General features: G+C 66.6%; 16 protein-coding genes. 6 read left to right on the top strand and 10 right to left on the bottom strand.

From position 1 onward, the window contains the following. Nucleotides 1-87: 87 nt before the first annotated feature. Entirely contained in the window at nt 88-708 is a 621-nt protein-coding gene (locus tag AB0N05_RS00955; RefSeq protein ID WP_364685708.1) for a CHAP domain-containing protein, read from the bottom strand. Nucleotides 709-857: 149 nt separating this feature from the next. Next, nucleotides 858-4,478 (bottom strand): BTAD domain-containing putative transcriptional regulator, encoded by a 3,621-nt coding sequence (locus AB0N05_RS00960; RefSeq protein ID WP_364685711.1) that lies wholly within the window; start codon nt 4,476-4,478, stop codon nt 858-860. 93 nt (nt 4,479-4,571) lie between these two features. On the opposite strand from AB0N05_RS00960, the gene AB0N05_RS00965 reads away from it, so the two are divergent. Then, nucleotides 4,572-5,048: a hypothetical protein gene (locus AB0N05_RS00965; protein WP_364685714.1), complete on the top strand. Its 477-nt coding sequence runs from the start codon at nt 4,572-4,574 to the stop codon at nt 5,046-5,048. Between the two features lie 16 nt (nt 5,049-5,064). Here AB0N05_RS00965 and AB0N05_RS00970 read toward each other — a convergent pair whose 3' ends face one another. The 8 genes from AB0N05_RS00970 to AB0N05_RS01005 all read right to left on the bottom strand — a co-directional run bounded on the left by AB0N05_RS00970 (nt 5,065) and on the right by AB0N05_RS01005 (nt 13,508). Continuing rightward, nucleotides 5,065-5,592 carry a hypothetical protein gene (locus tag AB0N05_RS00970; RefSeq protein WP_364685717.1) on the bottom strand — a complete coding sequence of 176 codons (528 nt, stop codon included), beginning with the start codon at nt 5,590-5,592 and terminating at the stop codon, nt 5,065-5,067. An 88-nt stretch (nt 5,593-5,680) separates the two neighbouring features. Next, nucleotides 5,681-6,355, bottom strand: coding sequence for a GNAT family protein (locus tag AB0N05_RS00975; protein WP_364685720.1), 675 nt, complete (start codon nt 6,353-6,355; stop codon nt 5,681-5,683). Between the two features lie 570 nt (nt 6,356-6,925). Further along, nucleotides 6,926-7,795: an oxygenase MpaB family protein gene (locus tag AB0N05_RS00980; protein ID WP_364685723.1), complete on the bottom strand. Its 870-nt coding sequence runs from the start codon at nt 7,793-7,795 to the stop codon at nt 6,926-6,928. A gap of 713 nt (nt 7,796-8,508) precedes the next feature. After that, complete coding sequence (gene ychF, locus AB0N05_RS00985) at nt 8,509-9,588, bottom strand: redox-regulated ATPase YchF (protein WP_364685726.1); 1,080 nt, start codon at nt 9,586-9,588, stop codon at nt 8,509-8,511. 125 nt (nt 9,589-9,713) lie between these two features. Beyond that, nucleotides 9,714-10,331, bottom strand: a complete 618-nt coding sequence (locus tag AB0N05_RS00990) for a TIGR03086 family metal-binding protein (RefSeq protein ID WP_364685729.1) — start codon at nt 10,329-10,331, stop codon at nt 9,714-9,716. 164 nt (nt 10,332-10,495) lie between these two features. Then, nucleotides 10,496-11,323 carry a carbohydrate ABC transporter permease gene (locus AB0N05_RS00995; RefSeq protein ID WP_364685732.1) on the bottom strand — a complete coding sequence of 276 codons (828 nt, stop codon included), beginning with the start codon at nt 11,321-11,323 and terminating at the stop codon, nt 10,496-10,498. Continuing rightward, on the bottom strand, nt 11,320-12,216 hold the full coding sequence (locus tag AB0N05_RS01000; protein WP_364685735.1) for a sugar ABC transporter permease: 897 nt from the start codon (nt 12,214-12,216) through the stop codon (nt 11,320-11,322). The genes AB0N05_RS00995 and AB0N05_RS01000 overlap by 4 nt, the downstream gene beginning before the upstream one ends. Next, nucleotides 12,213-13,508: a sugar ABC transporter substrate-binding protein gene (locus AB0N05_RS01005; RefSeq protein ID WP_364687407.1), complete on the bottom strand. Its 1,296-nt coding sequence runs from the start codon at nt 13,506-13,508 to the stop codon at nt 12,213-12,215. Before AB0N05_RS01005 ends, AB0N05_RS01000 begins: the two co-directional genes overlap by 4 nt. 402 nt (nt 13,509-13,910) lie before the next feature. On the opposite strand from AB0N05_RS01005, the gene AB0N05_RS01010 reads away from it, so the two are divergent. The 5 genes from AB0N05_RS01010 (at nt 13,911) to AB0N05_RS01030 (ending at nt 18,928) form a co-directional block, all read left to right on the top strand. Beyond that, complete coding sequence (locus AB0N05_RS01010; protein WP_364685738.1) at nt 13,911-16,262, top strand: carbon starvation CstA family protein; 2,352 nt, start codon at nt 13,911-13,913, stop codon at nt 16,260-16,262. Between the two features lie 7 nt (nt 16,263-16,269). Beyond that, nucleotides 16,270-16,509 (top strand): YbdD/YjiX family protein, encoded by a 240-nt coding sequence (locus tag AB0N05_RS01015; RefSeq protein WP_364685741.1) that lies wholly within the window; start codon nt 16,270-16,272, stop codon nt 16,507-16,509. Between the two features lie 77 nt (nt 16,510-16,586). Next, entirely contained in the window at nt 16,587-18,089 is a 1,503-nt protein-coding gene (locus AB0N05_RS01020; RefSeq protein WP_364685744.1) for an AlkA N-terminal domain-containing protein, read from the top strand. Then, nucleotides 18,086-18,613 (top strand): methylated-DNA--[protein]-cysteine S-methyltransferase, encoded by a 528-nt coding sequence (locus AB0N05_RS01025; RefSeq protein WP_364685747.1) that lies wholly within the window; start codon nt 18,086-18,088, stop codon nt 18,611-18,613. The genes AB0N05_RS01020 and AB0N05_RS01025 overlap by 4 nt, the downstream gene beginning before the upstream one ends. 30 nt (nt 18,614-18,643) lie before the next feature. Further along, the gene (locus tag AB0N05_RS01030) at nt 18,644-18,928 is read left to right on the top strand and encodes a DUF2277 domain-containing protein (RefSeq protein WP_364685750.1); all 285 of its coding nucleotides are present in this window, start codon (nt 18,644-18,646) and stop codon (nt 18,926-18,928) included. The last annotated feature ends 81 nt before the right edge of the window (nt 18,929-19,009 follow it).

Below are 19,009 nucleotides of genomic sequence, written 5' to 3' on the forward strand. Positions count from 1 at the left end.
CGGGCACCGCCGCCACCATCGTATGCGGAACTCCCGTTCCGGCCCACCTTCCTGCTGATGTGTTTCCAGAATGTGGAACCGGCGTGTTCATAAACGACCGAATCCGACGATCCCGGAAATGTCCGCCGGACGGTAACGATGGATGCTGACCTTGCCGAATTCGTTCCCGCCGACCGTGGTGATGGTGTCCGCGTCAGAAGCGACAATGATATTCGTGTGCTGATGGAAGGAGCTGCTGGCCGCATACATCACCACATCACCCACGCGCGGTTGATATTCGGAGTTCGGCGGCTCGAAACGTTGCTGTCCCCTGTAGTACTCCTCGAGCGTGTACACGCCGGGAATCCGCCATGATCCGGAATTCGGATTGGCCAGTGGCCGCCCGGCCTCGCGCAGCACCCAGCTCACGAAGTCGCTGCACCACTGTTCCTCGATGCCCTCGGAGTATTTCGTTCCGGCGTTCTGCGCCTTGAATTCCCGTTCCAGCACATCCACAATGCGGCTCTGGGTCTCGTCGAGCCCGGTTCGGTCCACGGCGGGAAATGACTTGTAGCGGTCTCCCGCTATCGCCCCGTCCGATGAATGGTCCTGCCACCAGCGCACACCCACCACGCCGCCGACTGCGACCGCCGAGAGCACCACGACCACCGCTATCCAGCGCAGGCTCCCGCGCCGAGTACGAGTCGGCTCCTTCTCCAGCGTGCTCATCCGGCCCTCCCATGACCCGGCCGCGAATCGGCCCTACGAACTTCGACGTTCGGCGGTCACGAGAGGTTCCCGGGCGTGACCCGGCCCATCGCCCTCCGACGCTCGAGAGGTCCGCCACCGGGCATTCGGAGCGCACCCGGAATGGGCCCTCAGTCGAGCCGCACCAACCGGGATTGCCCGGCCGGGCCGAGCTTGGCCGGATCGAGCAGGACGGTGCCGGAGCTCGACAGCCGGGCCAGATCGTCCTGTATCCGGGCATGGAGTCGTTCGGCAGCGGCGCGATGCTCGGCGGCGCGTTCGGGCTGGCCGAGGGCATTGGCCAGGTCGGCCAGGACGTAATCCATGGGTCCGAGGGACGCCGCTCCGGTTTCCAGGCCACAGATCGTGCCCGCATAGGGCAGCAGCTCGTCGTAGATCAGGCGCGCACCGGCCAGGTCGCCCAGGGCGATGGCGAGGCGGCCCCGGACCGCGGTGAAGGTGGACCAGAACTGGGGCCCGAGCGGCGGAGCCTCGGCCAGCACGCGGCGGGCCTCACCCAACCGGCCGGAGTCCACCAGGCCCAGGGCGTACCCGTAGACGAACAGTTCGGGCTTGACGGCATTGCGCTGGCGCAGTTCCTCGACATAGGGCGACATGTCCCTGCGCATCCAGCCGATGGATACCGCGATGCCGACGTGCAGCGCATTGGGATCGCGGGACAGCTCCTCGGCGTCCGCCTCGGCGCGGGCCACGACATCCCCCGCATTGACCGGACCCGCGTCGAGCAGGCGCAACACCTGGTCGGGGCTGCCGCGCAACAACTCCAGCACCAGCCCGAACGGTGCGATGGCATCCAGCAGATGCCGCAACTGCCCGTCGGTGGCGTATTCGCTTGCGCTGCGCCCATGTTCGTCGGCGGCGACCAGATCGGCATCGGCGAGCGCGGCCCGGAACAGGAGATAGTGTGCCAGCGCCTGGAATTCAGTGAGCTCCGCCGCCGCGCTTACCCGAAGCAGCCGCACCGCATACTGTTTCAGCTCTTCGGCGCGCAGGAATCCACCGGCGGCAAAGGCGGCGAACGCCTGCGCATTGATGGCGGTGCACAGCAGATCCGGATCATCGATCGACTCGGCCAGGGTGGCCGCCGCCTTCGCCGCCAGCCGCGCGGTCGCGGGATCGTCCAGCGCACAGTCGAATACGCTGGTGACCTGAAGCCGCACCCGCGTGGTATCCGCCAGCTCCGGATCGCCCAGCGCGATGCGCAGCGGTTCCCGAATCCCCGGATCCGGAGTGTGCCAGTCATGCACCGACCAGATGAGCGGCGTCGGCCAGCACGTCACGGCCTGCGCAAGCAACTCCGTGCCGCCCAGGTACTCAGCCAGAGCCAGCGCCTCTTCCCGATGAGCACGAGCCGCGACATGCTGCCCGTCATAAGCGAGCGCCGTCACCAGTTCGCAACGCGCCACGAGCAATTCGACCAGGCCAGCCCGTACCTCGAGCTCCATATCCGCACCCGACCCGCGCACCATGGACCCCGGCTGCATCCCGGTCGCTGCCGCATCTCGGCCCGGCTCGCGCAGCGTCCAGTCCGTCCGCACCGCGATAGTCGATAGGTCGCCCGCTGATTCCCGTGCTGCTGCGCGATCCGATCGCGTTGCGGGCGGGGCGATATGGCCTGCCAGCTCGTGCAAGGAAAGGACTGATCGCCAGCGGCGGACGGCGTCGGCGCGCATGCGGCGTTCCACGCATTGTTCGGCAGCGGCGCGTACGAATTCCAGGGCCAGGAGGGCGGTTTCGGGGCTTGCGCCGAGGGCGGCGTGGTGTGCGAGGGTGTCGATGTCACGGCCGCGCGGTACGGCGGGGAGGCTGGGCGGGGTGTTCGTGGGTCCGGCGCTGGACAGCAGTTCGAATGCGGCCCAGTGCATTCGGGCTCGGCGCAGGACCGGGATTCCGTAGTAGACGGTTTCTCGCACCAGGGCGTGGTCGAAGGTGATGCGGCCGCTGCCTTCCGCGCACAGGAGGCGGGCGGCCTCGGCGGCGGCTACCAGGTCGATGACCATGTCGGCGGTGTGGCCGGTGAAGGCGGCCAGGGTGCTCACGTCGCTGTCCTCGCCGCCGACCGACATGTGCCGCAGCAGTTCGATCACCTCGTCGGGGAGCTGGCCGATGCGGCGGCCCAGCAGGTCGCGCACGCTGTCCGGCAGCCCGTCCGTGGTGCCTTGGCTGGCAACGAGTTTCGCCAGTTCGCGGACGAACAGGGGGTTTCCGCCGGTGCGGCGGCGCAGCAGTTCCACGGTGCGGTCGTCGAGCTGGGTGAGCCCGGCGGCGGCCGCGGCCTGCCGGGTACCGGCCAGGTCCAGGCCGTCTAGCTCGATCCGGTCCGCGGTGAACTGCGCGAGCGCGGCCGCGGTATCGCGGACGCCCGGCCCGGCCTCGGTGCCGCGCAGGGTCGCGACAATGAGAATGGGCCGGTCACGCAGCCAGTTCACCACCTGCCTAAGCACTTGCAGTGTCGCGGTGTCCGCACCGTGCACATCCTCGAGCACGATGATGATGGGCGTGCTCGCAGAGCGTTCGCGGCAGGACCGGACCACCCGCCGGGCCAGGGTGAAAGCGTCGGCGGCGGTGAAGGTTTCGGGGTCGGCGGCGTCCAGGCCGGTGAGCACCTCGGCCCAGGCCCAGGCGGGCGGCGCGTCCTCGACCTCGGGGCAGCGGCCGAACACGATGGACCAGCCCCGTTCGGCCAGGTGCGTGGTGATGGCGGCGGCCAGGGTGGTCTTCCCGGCTCCGGCCTCACCGGCCAGCCAGACCAGTCGCATATGCCCGGCGGCGGCGGATTCCGCGGCGCTCAGCACGGCATCGCGCTGGACCGCATAGCCATTGTCCGGCAGCGGATCCGGTTCCGGGGCGGGTGTCGACTGCGCCGTGCGCACGAAGGCGGGAACGGACGCCGTCTCGGACTCCACCGAATGGGTGAGGATGGCGGTCTCGAGGTCCCGCAGTCCCGGGCCGGGATCCACCCCGAATTCGTGGGTGAGGAATTCGCGGCTGCGGCGCACCGTGACCAGCGCGTCCAGGGACTGCCCCAGCCGGTACTGGGCCAGGGCCAGCAGCCGCGCGCATTCCTCGCGTCCGGGGTGTTCCTCGAAGATGGGCCGCAGCGCCAGCACCACTTCGGCGGGCCGGTTCATCTCCAGTGCGGCCTGGGCGCGCAGTTCGGCGGCGGTCAGGCGCAGTGCGGCTAGCCGGGCGGCTTCCTGTGCGGCCCAGGGCATTCCGGTGAAGGATTCGAAGGCGTTCCCGTGCCAGCAGGCCAGGGCGGCGTCCAGGACGCGCACCTGCTCGATCGGATCGGGCCGACCAGCGGGATCGCGCATGGCGGCCTCATGGCCGTGTAGCAGCTGTTCGAACTGCCAGGCGTCGACCTGGCCGGGCTCCAGATTCAGTGCGTAGCCGTGTGATTCGGAGACGATGACGCGGGAGCGGGCCCGCCGCGGCCGGTCGGGTTCGAAGACGCGGCGCAGATTGTGAATGTAAACCTGGAGCGCGGCAACGGCTTTGGTGGGTGGAGCACCGTGCCAGAGGTCGTCGATGAGGCGGTCGGTGGGCACCACTCGCCCATTCGCGGCGACGAGTCGCCCGAGTACCGCACATTGCATGGGCGCGCCGGGTGGCACGCGTCTGCCGTCGATGCTGATGTGTAGCGGGCCCAGCACCCCGATCCGCGTCACCGCCATGGTGTCGTGCCGCCCCCATACCCACTTCTGAACCAGACCAAACAGGATCTTCAATATGACAGAAATTCTGCGGGAATACCCAGTCTTGTGATTCGGCTTAACCCGATACGAAGTCGCTACGAAGAGTTGTGCCGCACACTGCCAAGAATGTTCGACCCCTCCCGGCCGCCGGCGGCCGATCTCGCGATGCTGCACAGCTTTCGGCATCCGGCCTGCCTGCACGATGGTGCCTACGACGTGGTCGCCGCCAATTCCGCCTTCCGGCAGATGTTTCCGGGCACCGGACCGGGCGCGAATCTGCTGACGGCGATCCTGCTGGAGCCGATGGCCCGAATTCGCCTCGGCGACTGGCACACCGAGGCGCAGCACATGGTGACCACGTTCCGGGAGTCGTCGGCGGAGGTGCGGCCGGAACGCCGGGAGGAGATCCTCACCATGTGCCGCAGGCTGCCGGAGTGGGATCAGCTGTGGGAGAACACGGTTACCCCCGACAGCGTGGTCGAGCGGACCCTCCGCATGCTCGAGCCGGAGACCCGGCGCGAACAGCACATGTATATCCAGAACTTCCGATTCCAGTACCCGGTCCGGCCCTGGTGGCTACTGGCCATCGTGCCGATCGACTGAGGTCGGGCCCCCGAGGTCAGGCCTCGGCGGCCGGTACCTCGAACCAGCCGTCATCGGGTTCGGCATAGCCGTGATAGACCAGCGGAATCCGCCTGTCCACCCCGAAGTGCCGATACACCGCGAGCATGGCGCCGCGCACGGCACGATCGTGGAAATCGTCGATCCGCCTGGGGCCCAGCGGATGTTCGGGTAGCACCGCCAGCCGGGTGAGCTCGATCGGATCGTCGATATCCAATCCGATCGGCGGCTCCGGATCGGCGATGAAGTGATCGTGCAGGACCGCGTGCACCCGATGCGGGTCGTGTGGCCCCGCCGTGAAGGCGTAGAACCTGGTGCTGATCGCGGGCGAGACGTGCTGCGCCTGCAACCAGTCGATGAGCGTGGGGTTGGGGCGCGTGCGCCCCGCGACCAACGGCGTCTGCTCCACCAGGTGCAGCATGCTGCCGCCGGGCACGCGGGGTTCGGGCACGAGGAACAGGCTGAGCACCGGAGCACCGGAGACTCTGTCCGAAAGGCAGACCTTGGTGTGCATCGGGTCGGGCATGCGCTTCTCCTTCGAGAAACAGCGCGTTGCTGCGGTCGCTGGCGTCTAACCGAATGAAACAGAATTATAGACGCCGAGCATGATCGCGCTAGGCGTCGATCAACCGCTGCCGGACCTGCCGCGCAGCCAGCTGTCCCTCGATATTGGCCCGCACCGTCGGCCACTCCTCGTCCAGGATGGAGTAGAACGCGGTGCTGCGCACCTCGCCGTCGAGACCCCGCGAATGCGCGCGGCGCACCCCGTCGCTGGTTGCGCCGAGGCGTTCGATGGCCATGCGGGAGCGCAGGTTTCGCACATCCGCCCGCATCGCTATGCGACGCACCCGCCAGGTTTCGAAGGCATGCGCGAGCAGGAGCAGCTTGGACTCCAGGTTCACCCCGGACCCGCGGGCCGTGGGCGAGAGCCAGGTATTGCCGATCTCGGCCGCATCCGGCGAGGCCAGCAGCGGATCCCCCGGCGGCAGCCCGTGCACCAGCGGCCACACCACCGGACCCTGCCAGTAGTCGAAGCGGGTGAACCGGGTCGAGCCCAGCACCCGCCCGCTCGCCACCGCGATGATGGCGAAGGCCAGCGATGTTCCGGACGCGTGCCCGGCCAATGCCTGCGCCACGTATTCGAGCGCCTCGTCCACACCGTGCGGAACAGGTGTGAACCCATAGTCGTCACGATTCCCCGCGGCCGCCTCCGCAAGACCCGAAGCATGCTGCGGCGCAAGGGGTTCCAGCCGCACCAGGCGGCCGGTCAGAGTAAGGGGTACAGGCACGTTCCCTCGATCTTTCGGAAGCGGTCGGGGGCCCGCGTCGGGTAGTGTGCCGCGCCGGCCACCCACTCCGGAGTCGACGAACCAGCCCTGGCGCGCCAGTAGCAGCATCGAATAGTGGGATGAACGATAGCGGAACACCAGCGCACAGCAAGGAAGGCGGCGCGCAAATTTACTTTGCCGCCACCGCGTGTCGCACCGGCGGTTCTTTGCGTCCCGCCGGGGCCTCTATCTCCGGGTCAGACGTTGAATCGGAACTCGACCCCCTTGACATCCGGCTTCTGACCCACGCCCAACTCGCCGAGCGACGACCCACAAGGAACCGGATTCAACCTCAAAAGTACCTGCCGTGCAACCGATTCCATCTCAACAACCTGTCACGGCGTGGGAGAGGAACATTCCTTGTCAGAGGTTGTACGGCAACGCGGACGTCGCCCACAAGCGTTCGCGGCTCAGCTACAGCACCGAACACACAATTTGCCGAATGTCGTGTGCATCCCGACATCGATAGGCGAACTCGGCCCGAGGACCCCACCAGGAAGAGGCTGGTCATTGTCCGGGTAATTGACGAGGTCACGGAGTGAATCGCTGCGCCCGAGTGCGGACACCGAGCAATCGGATTGCCCAGAAGAAGCTGACTCGATTGAGTCGGTAGGGTAGCAGCCGGAGGGTAGTCCGGATCACCGCCGTCGTGAACCGATCCCGCCGGACATCGGCGAGGGTCCACGACAATCCAAAGCGTTCTCTGATCTCGGGTGGCAAACCGCCGACTACAGCGCCGCGCGACCACGGTCGCAGCGGCCACCGCATCGCCCGCACCAGGGCGGCGGGTAGCACCGGTACGGCATTCGGTTCACTGAGGGCCGCGATATCGAGCGAACGCCGCGCTGCGACAGTGAGCTCGAGCTTCTCGACGCAGAATCGTTTGAATTCTGACTGGAATTCGGCATAGCTGACCGGGACCGCGCGCATACTCACGCCATATCGCCGATACCAGGCGACCGTCTCGGTATACAACTGTTCGCGCCCGTCGTCATCCAGTTCCCCTGGCGGGTAATATAGTTCGACGGAACGAAAGATCAGCCAGGTGAATGTCGCATGCGCCCACCAGAACGTCTCGGGATCCAACGCGTGATAGCGCCCCCCGGTTGCCACCGTGCCCTTGATACCTCGATGCAGATCCCGGATCTGCAGTCCCCGCAGAGCGTGGTCATCAGCGAAGATCGTCGCCCAGATTTGCGGTATCGACCGATAGATGCGTCCAAACGGATCATCGAAGAACTCTGATTGCTCCGCCACTGCTGTTCCCAGCGGCGGATACATCAACTGCAACACCCCAGCCGCAGTCCCTTCGAGTATCGACCGCCAATCCCCTGCGTAACGCCACAGCAGCGATCCGGGTCCCACTTCCGACTGCGGTGCCACAGAGTCTGGTTGCGCCATCCGATCCCCTCCCACCGACGGCTACATCCTAACGCTGCCAGAACCCTGCGAAACGAAATCGCTTGGAGCGCTGATCTATCACAGCGGCGAAGTAGTGCGAATGAGCCTCATCTGCTGCGGAATTCGACCCCGTTGACATCCCGCAGTAGCCATGCAGTCGAGCCTGCCGGAATCCTGAACCAAGAAACCGATCCCGCCGAACAGCCTGCCGCACAAACACTTCCAGTCAGAACAGCCTCCAGCACCGTCACGCGACGCCAGCCCCCGTCGAGTTCCGAAACGAAATAACGTCTATGACCACTCAACGCATTCCGCAAGCCTGAACGCCAGCACCATAGAACAGCTGCACACCCTGCGCCACGGTTCTAGGCTTATGCGCTATCAGGCCAGCAGGCGCCGGCCCTGGCGGGGGCGGAAGGCAAAGCCATGGCAGGCTCGGTCGCAACACAGTCATCGCACCAACCACAGGCGCAGCGGCACTCGACCGCACTAGCCGTCACGGTCAACTACGCCACCGACGGTCACCACTCACCCTGGCTCTGGGCCGGAGTCGACGAACCAGCCCTGGCGCGCCAGTAGCAGCATCGAATAGTGGGATGAACGATAGCGGAACACCAGCGCACAGCAAGGAAGGCGGCGCGCAAATTTACTTTGCCGCCACCGCGTGTCGCACCGGCGGTTCTTCGCGTCCCGCCGGCGCCTCTAGCTCCGGGTCAGACGTTGAATCTGAACTCGACTACATCGCCGTCGTTCATGACGTAATCCTTGCCTTCGATCCGGACCTTGCCAGCCGCTTTCGCGGCGGCCATGGAACCGGCCGCGACCAGATCGTCGAAGGCGACGATCTCGGCCTTGATGAAGCCGCGTTCGAAGTCGGTGTGGATGACGCCGGCGGCCTTCGGGGCGGTATCGCCCTGGTGGATGGTCCAGGCGCGGGATTCCTTCGGACCGGCCGTCAGATAGGTCTGCAGGCCAAGGGTGTGGAAACCGGCGCGGGCCAGGGCGTGCAGGCCCGGCTCGGTCTGGCCGATGGATTCCAGCAGCTCGAGCGCGGATTCGTCATCCAGTTCGAGGAGTTCGAATTCGACCTTGGCGTCCAGGAACACGGCGTCGGCGGGGGCGACGGCGGCCTTCAGCTCGGCCTTCTTGGCCTCATCGGTGAGCACCGACTCGTCGGCATTGAAGACATAGAGGAAGGGCTTGATGGTGAGCAGCGACAGCTCCTTGAGGAGCTCGGTGTCGATCTCCTTCTGCGCGGCGAACAGCGTCCGCCCGGCATTGAGGATTTCCTGCGCCTTGAGGGCGGCCTCGGCGACCGGCTTGCGGTCCTTCTTGATCCGGGCTTCCTTCTCGAGGCGGACGATCGCCTTCTCGAGGGTTTGCAGATCGGCCAGGATGAGCTCGGTCTCGATGACCTCGATATCGGAGAGCGGGTCCACCTTGCCGTCGACGTGGATCACATTGTCGTCGGCGAACACGCGCACGACCTGGCAGATGGCGTCGGCCTCACGAATATTGGCGAGGAACTTATTGCCCAGGCCTTCACCTTCGGAGGCGCCCTTGACGATGCCCGCGATATCCACGAAGGACACCACGGCAGGCAGTTCGCGCTCGGAGCCGAAGATTTCGGCGAGCTTGCCCAACCGCGGATCCGGCAGCGGCACCACGCCGACATTCGGCTCGATGGTGGCGAACGGATAGTTCGCGGCCAGCACGTCATTGCGGGTCAGCGCATTGAAAAGCGTCGACTTTCCGACGTTGGGCAGGCCGACGATTCCAAGGGTGAGACTCACGAGCACAGGAGTCTACCTGCGCACTTCCGGCCGTCCCGGTCCGCCCCGGAGGTTGCAGGGCTTCTCGACAGCTGCAGGCCATACAACCCCTGCAACTGTCGAGAAGCCCTGCAAGTACCGAGGGATCAGACGCGGGGGTTGCGGCCGAGGTAGCCGAGCAACTCGTCGGCCACGGGGGTGGGGGTCGCGCCGTCGGTTTCGATGATCGCGGCGTAGACGCCGTACTGGCGGAGGGGGTCGACCAAGCGGCGGGCTGCGGTGAGTAGGTGGGCGGCGAGATTTTCGGTCAGTGGGGAGGGCTGTTTCGTGGCGACGGCGATGTCCCAGGCGTGCACGGCGGCGTCGAGGGCGCACATGACGGCGGCGACGGGGGTTGGGAGGTCGCCGAACGGCAAAGGGGTGGGGACGGTTTCGGTGGCGTCGCCGACGATCGTCCAGGCGGCGGCGGTCTGTCCGATTGCGGCGGCGACGAATTCAGCCGGGCTGCCGTCGATGGTGCCGGAGGGTTCGAACGGGTTGTAGTCGGGTCCGTCACCGACTCCGAGGGCCTTCGCGTAGGCGAGTTGATCACCGGCGGCATGCTGGACCACCTGGGTGACCGACCATTCCGCACATGGCGTGGGCAGTTCCCACTGGTCCATGCCCACGCCTTCCACCGTGTCGATGAGTGCTTGATGGGAGTCAGCCAGCACGTCCCGCCATACCGGGGCGAGTGCGGCGGCGGGGGTTCGCGGGTCTGTCATTCGAGTTGCCTCTCAATTCATTTCGAGCTGAATGCGCTGGCGAACGTGGCGAGCCAGGTCGAGGTCGGGGCCGCAGCGCCTTCGAGTCACATCCAGCATGGATGACCGACTGCGCTGTGGCCACAGGGAGGAACCGGAGCCGGGTCACCTCCGGTGTATCGCCCTCAGCGCCCGCCGAGTCCGGACATGGCGATGCCGCGCACGAAGGCGCGCTGGGCCAGGGCGTAGATGAGTAGCAGGGGCAGCAGGAGGATGGTGGCCGCGGCCATCAGGAGGGGCCAGTCGGTGTTGTACTGGCCTTGCAGACGGATCAGGCCCAGGGTGGCGGTCGCGTATTCATTGCGCTGGATCATGATCAGCGGCCAGAGGAAGTCGTTCCAGACGGTGATCCAGGTGAGGACCGCGAGCACCATGACGGCGGGGCGGGTGTGCGGGAGCAGGACTCGCCAGTAGACCTGCCAGGTGGTGCAGCCGTCCAGGATCGCGGCCTCCTCCAATTCGGCGGGGAGCGTGGCGAAGAACTGGCGCATGAGATACGTGCCGAAGGCGCTGCCGAACAGGCCGGGGACGATCATGGCCCACGGGGTGTCCATCCAGCCGAAGGCCCGCATGAGCAGGAATTGCGGGATGACCGTGACGGTCAGCGGAACCATGAGGGTGGCGAGATAGCCGACGAACAGGGCCTCGCGACCCGGAAATCGCAAGCGGGCGAAGGCATATCCGGCCAGCGAGCAGAAGAAGACCTGCCCGGCGGTGACGCAGGCGGCGTAGACGACGGTATTGAACAGCATGCGCCCCAAGGGGATCAGCTCGAAAACCTCGCTGTAGTTGGACCATTGGGGATGCGCGGGCAGGGGCGACGGATCGGTGATGTCACCGTCCGACTTCAGCGAGGCCGAGACCGCCCACAGAATCGGAGCCAGCGCACACCACGCGACGACGATCAATGCGAGGTAGATCAGCACGATCGCGCCGATCCGCCTGCCTTTCACAGCTCCGCCTCCGCCCGCCGCGCCAGCCACTGCTGCACGAGGGTCAAGGCCAGCAGGATCGCGAACACCACCCACGCCAGCGCCGCCGCATACCCCACCTCGTAGAACCGGAAGGCGTTCTGGAACAACATGATCCCCAGCACGTAGGTCCCGGTCTCCGGTCCCCCGTTCCCGCCGGTCAGCGCATACGCCTGATCGAAGGCCTGCACAGAATTGATGATCGTGATCACGAAGACGAACGACAGCGCCCCCCGGATCAGCGGCACCGTGATCGACCGGAAGCGCCGCCACGCCCCCGCACCGTCGATTCGCGCTGCCTCATAAAGGTTTTCCGGCACCCCTTGCATGGCAGCCAGCAGAATGACGGTCGCGAACGGCACGCTCTTCCACACCGTCACCACGCTCAGCGACACCAGCGCCCAATCCGGATCCGTCAACCAGGGCACCGCCCCGACCCCCACCCACCCCAGCGCCACATTGATCAAGCCGTCATCACTGGCGAACAGGAACCGGAACACCACCGCCATCGCCACCGTCGAGGCCACCAGCGGCAGGAACGTCAGAGTCCGAAACACCCCAACCCCCTTCAACTTCCGATTCAGCAACCCCGCCACCCCCAAGCTGATCCCCACCGTCGGCACCAGCGTCAGCACCGTGAACACCGCTGTATTCCGCAAGGCGATATAGAACAGCGGATCCTCCGACACCAGCCGCCGATAGTTCTCCAGCCCCACAAACCGTGGCGCACTGAACAAATCCCACGACTGAAAACTCAAGTACAGCGAAAACCCGAGCGGGAACAGCAGAAACACCGCCACCGCAATCAGATTCGGCGCGACGAACACCACCCCGTCCCGGGCCCGCCGCCGCCCCAGCGCCGAACGTCCACTCATGTCGCGGCCCGCAACAGTTCGTCAATGTCGGTGGCGGTTTGGCCCGCGAGCGAATCAGCTTGGGCCGCACCGCGCAGTACTCGGTTGCAGCCTCGTTCGAGGAGGGATTCGACCTTGCCCCAGAGAGGGGTGACGGCGAGTTGGCGGGAGTGCAGGGGACCTTCGGTGAAGACGTCGAGATTGCGGATTTCGCTGTGAGCCTCGGCGAATCCGAGAGAGTTCATGGCGGATTTCAGCACGGGGACGAACAGGCCCGAGGCGGCGATGAGGGATTGACCTTCGGGCCCGGTCGCGAATTTCACGAATTCCCAGGCCTGTTCGCGGCGGGGGCTGGCGGCGGCAATGGCCAGGCCGGTGCTGCCGACATCGGTGATCGCGCCGGGGCCGCCGTGCGGTCCCACGGGCAGGACCGTCACATCGAAGTCGAGGTCGTCGCGGCCGGTGAATTCGGAGTAGAGCCAGTGTCCGCCCATGAGCATCGAGGCGCGGCCGCTGCGGAACAGGTCCTGGGCCGAAACCGATTGGCGGTCACCGACGCTGGGGGCGACGCGGTGCCGGACGGCCAGGTCGGCGTAGAACTGGAGACCCTCGGCGAATCGGGGATCGCCGAGATTGGTGCGGGTGGGCTGGACGGGCGGCGTGAACCATTCCGCGCCATTGTTCATGCCGAACAGGGCGGCGGAGTAGTACGGCACCCACGCGTCGACGAAACCCCAGCGGCCGGTGCGGCCGTCGTCCTCGCGTCGAGTGAGCGCCTGAGCGGCGGTGAGGAATTCGTCGCAGGTCCAGGCGTCGGACCAGCTCGTGGGCGGCCGAATTCCGGCTTCGGCGAAGTGTTTCCGGTTGTAGTACAGGAATACCCCGGACCACTGCTCGGGCAGGGCGTACTGCCCGCCCTTCCATAGGAATGTGTCCCGCAATGTCGCGTACCCGTCGGCGCGCAGCCGGGCCGCGTATTTCGGGTCACGGTCCAGGAATTCGCGCAGGTCGACCAGCACCCCGCGATCGGCGAGACCGGCGTAGAGCAGTTCCCACGCCATGAGCACGTCGGGGCATTTGCCGCCCGCGCAGTAGGTGAGCATCTGCTGGAGCGGGTCCGGCCCGGACATGATGGTGCGAATCTTGATATCCGGTCGCCGCCTGCGGAATTCGTCGATGATGAACAGTCGCGCCTTCGCCTCCTCCGGCCGCGCCTGGAAGAAGAAGGTGACGGCGTCGTCATCGCCTCCGGCGCAGGCGTTCAGCGCGGGCGCGGCGGCGAGCAGTGGCAGCAGGGCGGCGGATCGGAGCATGGTGCGCCGCCCGTGGGTACGGGTTTCCAGTCCTTCGTACAGGGGCCGCACTCCTCTGTCGCCGATACAGAAGTTGCTCATTTCGGACGTTGTCCAACTCGGACAAATGACCGGGACCGAGTGACGCAGATCCCACCCGGCATGGCAGCATACGTTTGGCAACCAACGCGGATGAGGCGAACACGCCGACTCGCACTGCGCCACGCCGGACCGCGTAACCCCGCTCTCCAGCATCGCGTCCCGGACCACCCATATCCGGCACGAGACCCGATGAACGGTGGAACAACACCGATTCGCCTCCCGATCAACGACTGCTCAAACCCGGTCGAAACGGGCATCGGTTCCGCTACGTTGTCCTCATTCCTAGTTAGAACCGCTGTACCCCACGGGAGAGTTTGTCGCATGGCGACCATCGAATACCTCCGGACGGATCCCGACCTACCTCCGGTAGGGGTCGTCGACCGGACGCCCATGACGCCCAAGAAAAAGGGCATCTTCCTCGCCATCGCCGTGCTCGGCGCGATCGCCTGGGCGATCCTCGCGTTCATGCGCGGCGAGAACGTGAACGCCGTCTGGATCGTGATCGCGGCCGTCTGTACCTATGTGCTGGCGTATCAGTTCTACGCGCGCATCATCGAATGGAACATCACCAAGCCGCGCGACGATGTCGCCACTCCGGCCGAGGCCATGGAGAACGGCACCGACTACATGCCGATGGACCGCCGCGTCCTGTTCGGCCATCACTTCGCCGCCATCGCCGGCGCCGGGCCGCTGGTCGGACCGGTTCTCGCGGCACAAATGGGCTACCTGCCGGGCACCATCTGGATCATTGTCGGCGTGGTCTTCGCCGGTGCGGTGCAGGACTATCTGGTCTTGTGGGCCTCGGTGAAACGCCGAGGCCGCAGCCTCGGGCAGATGGCCCGCGATGAGCTGGGCGTGGTCGGCGGCGTGGCCGCCATCGTGGCCGTGCTGGTGATCATGATGATCCTGCTCGCGGTGCTCGGCATCGTCGTGGTGAACGCCCTCGCCGGTACGAAGGGCGCGGACGGGACGCTGCACGGCGGCAGCCCGTGGGGTGTGTTCTCGATTTCGATGACCATTCCGATCGCCCTGTTCATGGGCGTCTACCTGCGCTTCATCCGGCCCGGCAAGGTCGGCGAGGTGTCGATCATCGGCTTCGCCTTGCTCATGCTGGCCATCATCTCCGGCAACTGGGTGGCCGGATCCGGTTGGGGCCGTGACCTGTTCATGCTGTCCGGCACCACCATCGCCTGGATGCTGATCATCTACGGCTTCATCGCCTCGGTGCTGCCGGTGTGGATGCTGCTCGCCCCGCGCGACTACCTGTCCACCTTCATGAAGATCGGCACCATCACGCTGCTGGCGGCGGCCGTGCTGATCACCAGGCCGGTGCTCGAGGCCCCGGCCGTGTCGCAGTTCGCGAGCAATAGCAATGGCCCGTCGTTCGCGGGCAGCCTGTTCCCGTTCCTGTTCATCACCATCGCGTGTGGCGCGCTGTCCGGCTTCCACTCCCTGGTGTCCTCCGGCACCACGCCGAAGCTGCTCGAAAAGCAGTCGCAGGCACGGATGATCGGCTACGGCGGCATGCTCATGGAGTCGTTCGTGGCGGTCATGGCGATCATCGCCGCCAGCGTCATCGACCAGCACCTGTACTTCGCCATGAACACCGGCGGTCTGACCGCGGCGCCCAAGGATCTGGCCGCGGACGCCACCGCGCAGCAGATCGCACAGGCCACCGCCGACGCGGCCGCCAAGAAGGTCAATGGCATGGGCCTGAGCGGTGATCCGGTGACGGGCACGCAACTCATGGACGAGGCCAGCGCGATCGGCGAGGGCACCCTGCTGTCCAAGACCGGCGGCGCGCCCACCCTGGCGGTCGGCATGTCCCATGTGCTGCAAGGGTTCCCGGGCGGCTCCAGCCTGAAGGCGTTCTGGTACCACTTCGCGATCATGTTCGAGGCGCTGTTCATCCTCACCACGATCGACGCCGGCACCCGCGTGGCGCGGTTCATGATGTCGGATTCGCTGGGCAACCTGGGCGGTCCGATGAAGAAGTTCAAGGATCCGTCGTGGCGGCCCGGCGCCTGGATCTGCTCGGCCATCGTGGTGGCGGCCTGGGGTTCGGTGCTGCTCATGGGCGTCACCGATCCGCTGGGCGGCATCTACACGCTGTACCCGCTGTTCGGCATCTCCAACCAGCTGCTGGCGGCGGTCGCGCTGACCGTGGTGCTGGTGATCGTGGTGAAGAAGGGCCTGCTGAAATGGGCTTGGATTCCGGCGATTCCGCTGGTGTGGGACCTCATCGTCACCATGACGGCCTCCTGGCAGAAGATCTTCTCCGCCGATCCGAAGATCGGGTACTGGAAGCTGCACGAGATCTGCTCGACGGCGCGTGACGCCGGAAAGCTGTGCTCCAGCGCGAAGACCGCGGACGATATGGACAAGATCGTCCGGAACACCTTCATCCAGGGCACGCTCTCGATCATCTTCGCGGTGCTGGTGCTGATCGTCGCCATTGTCGGCGCGGTGGTGTGCCTGCGCATCCTGCGCAATGGCACCGCACCGGTCGAGGGCGAGGTCGTGGAGACCACCGAATCCCCGGAGGAGCCGTCGAAGATCTACGGCCCCAAGGGCTTCCTCGCCTCCAAGGCGGAGAAGGAAGTGCAGAAGGAATGGGACGACCTCATCGCCTCCGGCAAGATCCGGGCCCCGGGCGCGGCCTCGGTGCACTGATCCGGATATGACCAGCCCCGACGCCCCGTCGACCGCAGGCCTCCTGCGGTCGGCGGGGCGCACCCTGCTCCGGGCCCTGCGCGGGTTCCTCTGGTGGTTCAACTCGATCCTGGGCGGCAATGACTACGCCCGCTACGCCGAACACCTGCGCATGCACCATCCCGGCGCGGACATCCCCACCGAGCGGCAATACTGGAAAGATCGGCACGACGCCGCGGGCCGCAATCCAGGAAACCGCTGCTGCTGAGCCCGCGGCCCACCCTGTCGGATTTCCGCCGAAGGGTCATGGCAGATTTCCGCTAGCGAAGTTCGCGGCGGGCTGCGATGGTGGTTTGTGTGAGTGCGAACGATCTGGATTTCGAGCGTTGCTACCGCGCCGTGGCAACCCGGGATGCCCGGTTCGACGGGCAATTCGTGACTGCGGTGCGCACTACTGGAATCTATTGCCGCCCTTCGTGTCCGGCCATTACGCCGAAACGAACCAATGTCAACTTCCTACCCACCGCCGCGGCCGCGCAGCAGTCCGGCTATCGGGCCTGCCGCCGCTGCCTGCCCGATGCGGCACCCGGGTCGCCGCTGTGGAATACCCGGGCCGACCTGGCCTCACGGGCCATGCGACTGATCTCGGACGGCGTCATCGAACGCGGTGGCGTGCCCGCCCTGGCCGATGCCCTCGGCTATTCGCAGCGCCAGCTCACCCGGGTGCTCACCAGCGAACTCGGGGCCGGACCGCTGGCTCTGGCCCGCGCACACCGGGCGCATACGGCCCGGCTGCTCATTCAGACCACCCGGCTGCCCATGTCGGATATCGCCTTCGCGGCGGGATTCGCCAGCATCCGGCAGTTCAATGACACCGTGCGAGAGGTTTTCGTGGTCAGCCCGACGACACTGCGGGAGGAATCCCGCCGCCGCAATGGCGACACCCTGCCCACCACCAATGGCCTGCTCACGCTGCGACTTCCGTACCGGGAGCCATTCGACAAGGCCTGGCTGGAGTGGTTCCTCTCCTCGCACGCCGTGCCCGGACTGGAACTGTGGGAGAACGATGCCTACACGCGCAGCCTGCGAACCCCGCACGGGTACACCACGATTCGCATGTCCGTGCAGCCCGGGCACGTCCGGGCCACGCTCTCGCTACAGGACATGCGCGATCTCGCCCCCACCGTGGCCCGGCTCCGGCACTTCCTGGACCTGGACGCGGATCCGGTCGGCATCGACGAGGCCCTGGACGGCGGAATGGCCGGGAGCACACCGCTATCGCCGGGAATCCGGGTGCCGGGCAGCATGGACGGTCCGGAACTCCTGTTGCGCACCATGATCGGCCAGCAGATCTCGGTCGCGGCGGCGAATACCCACACCGCGCGACTGGTGCGGACCCTCGGCGAATCCATTCCGGGCCCGATCCCGCACCTGTTTCCCACGCCCGCGGCCATTGCCGAGCACGGGGCCGAGGTCCTCACCGGTCCCACCCGCCGCATCGAGGCGATCGTGGGCGCGGCCCGCGCCATCGCCGACGGCGATCTGATCCTGCACGCCGGGCGCACGTCCGCCGAACTCCGCCGCGACCTCCTCGCACTGGACGGCGTCGGCCCCTGGACCGCCGACTACGTGACCATGCGCCTGCTTGCCGATCCGGACATCCTGCTGCATACCGACCTGGTGGTTCGCCGCGGCGCAAACCTGCTCGGCATCGACCTCACCGACACCGCCCGCTGGTCCCCCTGGCGCTCCTACCTGACCATGCACATGTGGAAGCACGCCCTGGCCAATCCGGCACCCGCCCCCGAAGGCGCTCCCGGCGCCCGGAAAGCGAGAACCGCACTATGAGCACCGAATCCGCCACCGCGACCGCCACCTTCACCACGCTCACCACGCCCGCCGGACCCTTCACGGCCATTGTCGACGCCGACAATGCCGTGCTGGCCTCCGGCTGGACCGCCGACCCCGAAGACCTCCGCGGCGTCATCCACTCGACCCTGCGTCCCACGACTCTCCAGTGGCGCGATTCCCTCGGCCCGGTCTCCGAAGCCATCGAGGCCTACCACGAGGGCGACCTCACCGTCATCGACGCGATCACGGTCCGCCAGGTCTCCGGCCCCTTCCTCATGCACGCCTGGGAAACCCTCCGCAAGGTCCCCGCCGGGGAACCCATCACCTACACCGACTACGCCGGGCTCTCCGGCCGTCCCGCCGCCACCCGCGCGGCAGCCAATGCCTGCGCCCGCAATGCGGCTGCCCTCTTCGTCCCCTGCCACCGCGTCTTCCGCACCGACGGCACCCTCGGCGGCTTCCGCTGGGGCCTCCCCATCAAGCGCTGGCTCCTCGATCACGAAGCAAACCAACCATCCTGAATGTCACCCCCCGGGCGTAGCCTCGAACCCATGTGCCGCAACATCCACACTCTCCACAACTTCGAGCCCCCGGCCACCGAAGACGAGGTCGAGGCGGCAGCCCTCCAATACGTCCGCAAAATCAGCGGCTCCACCAAGCCCTCCCAAGCCAACCAGGCAGCCTTCGACCAGGCCGTAGCCGAGGTAGCAGCCGCCACCTCCCGCCTCCTCGCAGGCCTCACCACCAACGCCCCGCCGAAGGACCGCGAAGCGGAAGCCGCCAAGGCCCGAGCCCGAGCCCAAATCCGCTACTCACCCGTCACTCGCCCGGCCTGAACTCTCCGCGGCCACGGCCGCAGAGGTCACCACCAAGGTTCGAGCCCGGGGGAAATCCGCGTCGAACTGGCCGAACCACGG

This window comes from Nocardia sp. NPDC051030 (assembly GCF_040683015.1).
In the GTDB taxonomy this organism is placed as follows: Bacteria; Actinomycetota; Actinomycetes; order Mycobacteriales; family Mycobacteriaceae; genus Nocardia.

Coding starts and splice junctions, on each gene's coding strand:
- AB0N05_RS00955 (WP_364685708.1), bottom strand. CDS start 708: ATGAGCACGCTGGAGAAGGAGCCGACTCGTACTCGGCGCGGGAGCCTG.
- AB0N05_RS00965 (WP_364685714.1), top strand. CDS start 4,572: ATGTTCGACCCCTCCCGGCCGCCGGCGGCCGATCTCGCGATGCTGCAC.
- AB0N05_RS00970 (WP_364685717.1), bottom strand. CDS start 5,592: ATGCCCGACCCGATGCACACCAAGGTCTGCCTTTCGGACAGAGTCTCC.
- AB0N05_RS00980 (WP_364685723.1), bottom strand. CDS start 7,795: ATGGCGCAACCAGACTCTGTGGCACCGCAGTCGGAAGTGGGACCCGGA.
- AB0N05_RS00990 (WP_364685729.1), bottom strand. CDS start 10,331: ATGACAGACCCGCGAACCCCCGCCGCCGCACTCGCCCCGGTATGGCGG.
- AB0N05_RS01000 (WP_364685735.1), bottom strand. CDS start 12,216: ATGAGTGGACGTTCGGCGCTGGGGCGGCGGCGGGCCCGGGACGGGGTG.
- AB0N05_RS01005 (WP_364687407.1), bottom strand. CDS start 13,508: ATGCTCCGATCCGCCGCCCTGCTGCCACTGCTCGCCGCCGCGCCCGCG.
- AB0N05_RS01010 (WP_364685738.1), top strand. CDS start 13,911: ATGGCGACCATCGAATACCTCCGGACGGATCCCGACCTACCTCCGGTA.
- AB0N05_RS01015 (WP_364685741.1), top strand. CDS start 16,270: ATGACCAGCCCCGACGCCCCGTCGACCGCAGGCCTCCTGCGGTCGGCG.
- AB0N05_RS01020 (WP_364685744.1), top strand. CDS start 16,587: ATGGTGGTTTGTGTGAGTGCGAACGATCTGGATTTCGAGCGTTGCTAC.
- AB0N05_RS01025 (WP_364685747.1), top strand. CDS start 18,086: ATGAGCACCGAATCCGCCACCGCGACCGCCACCTTCACCACGCTCACC.
- AB0N05_RS01030 (WP_364685750.1), top strand. CDS start 18,644: ATGTGCCGCAACATCCACACTCTCCACAACTTCGAGCCCCCGGCCACC.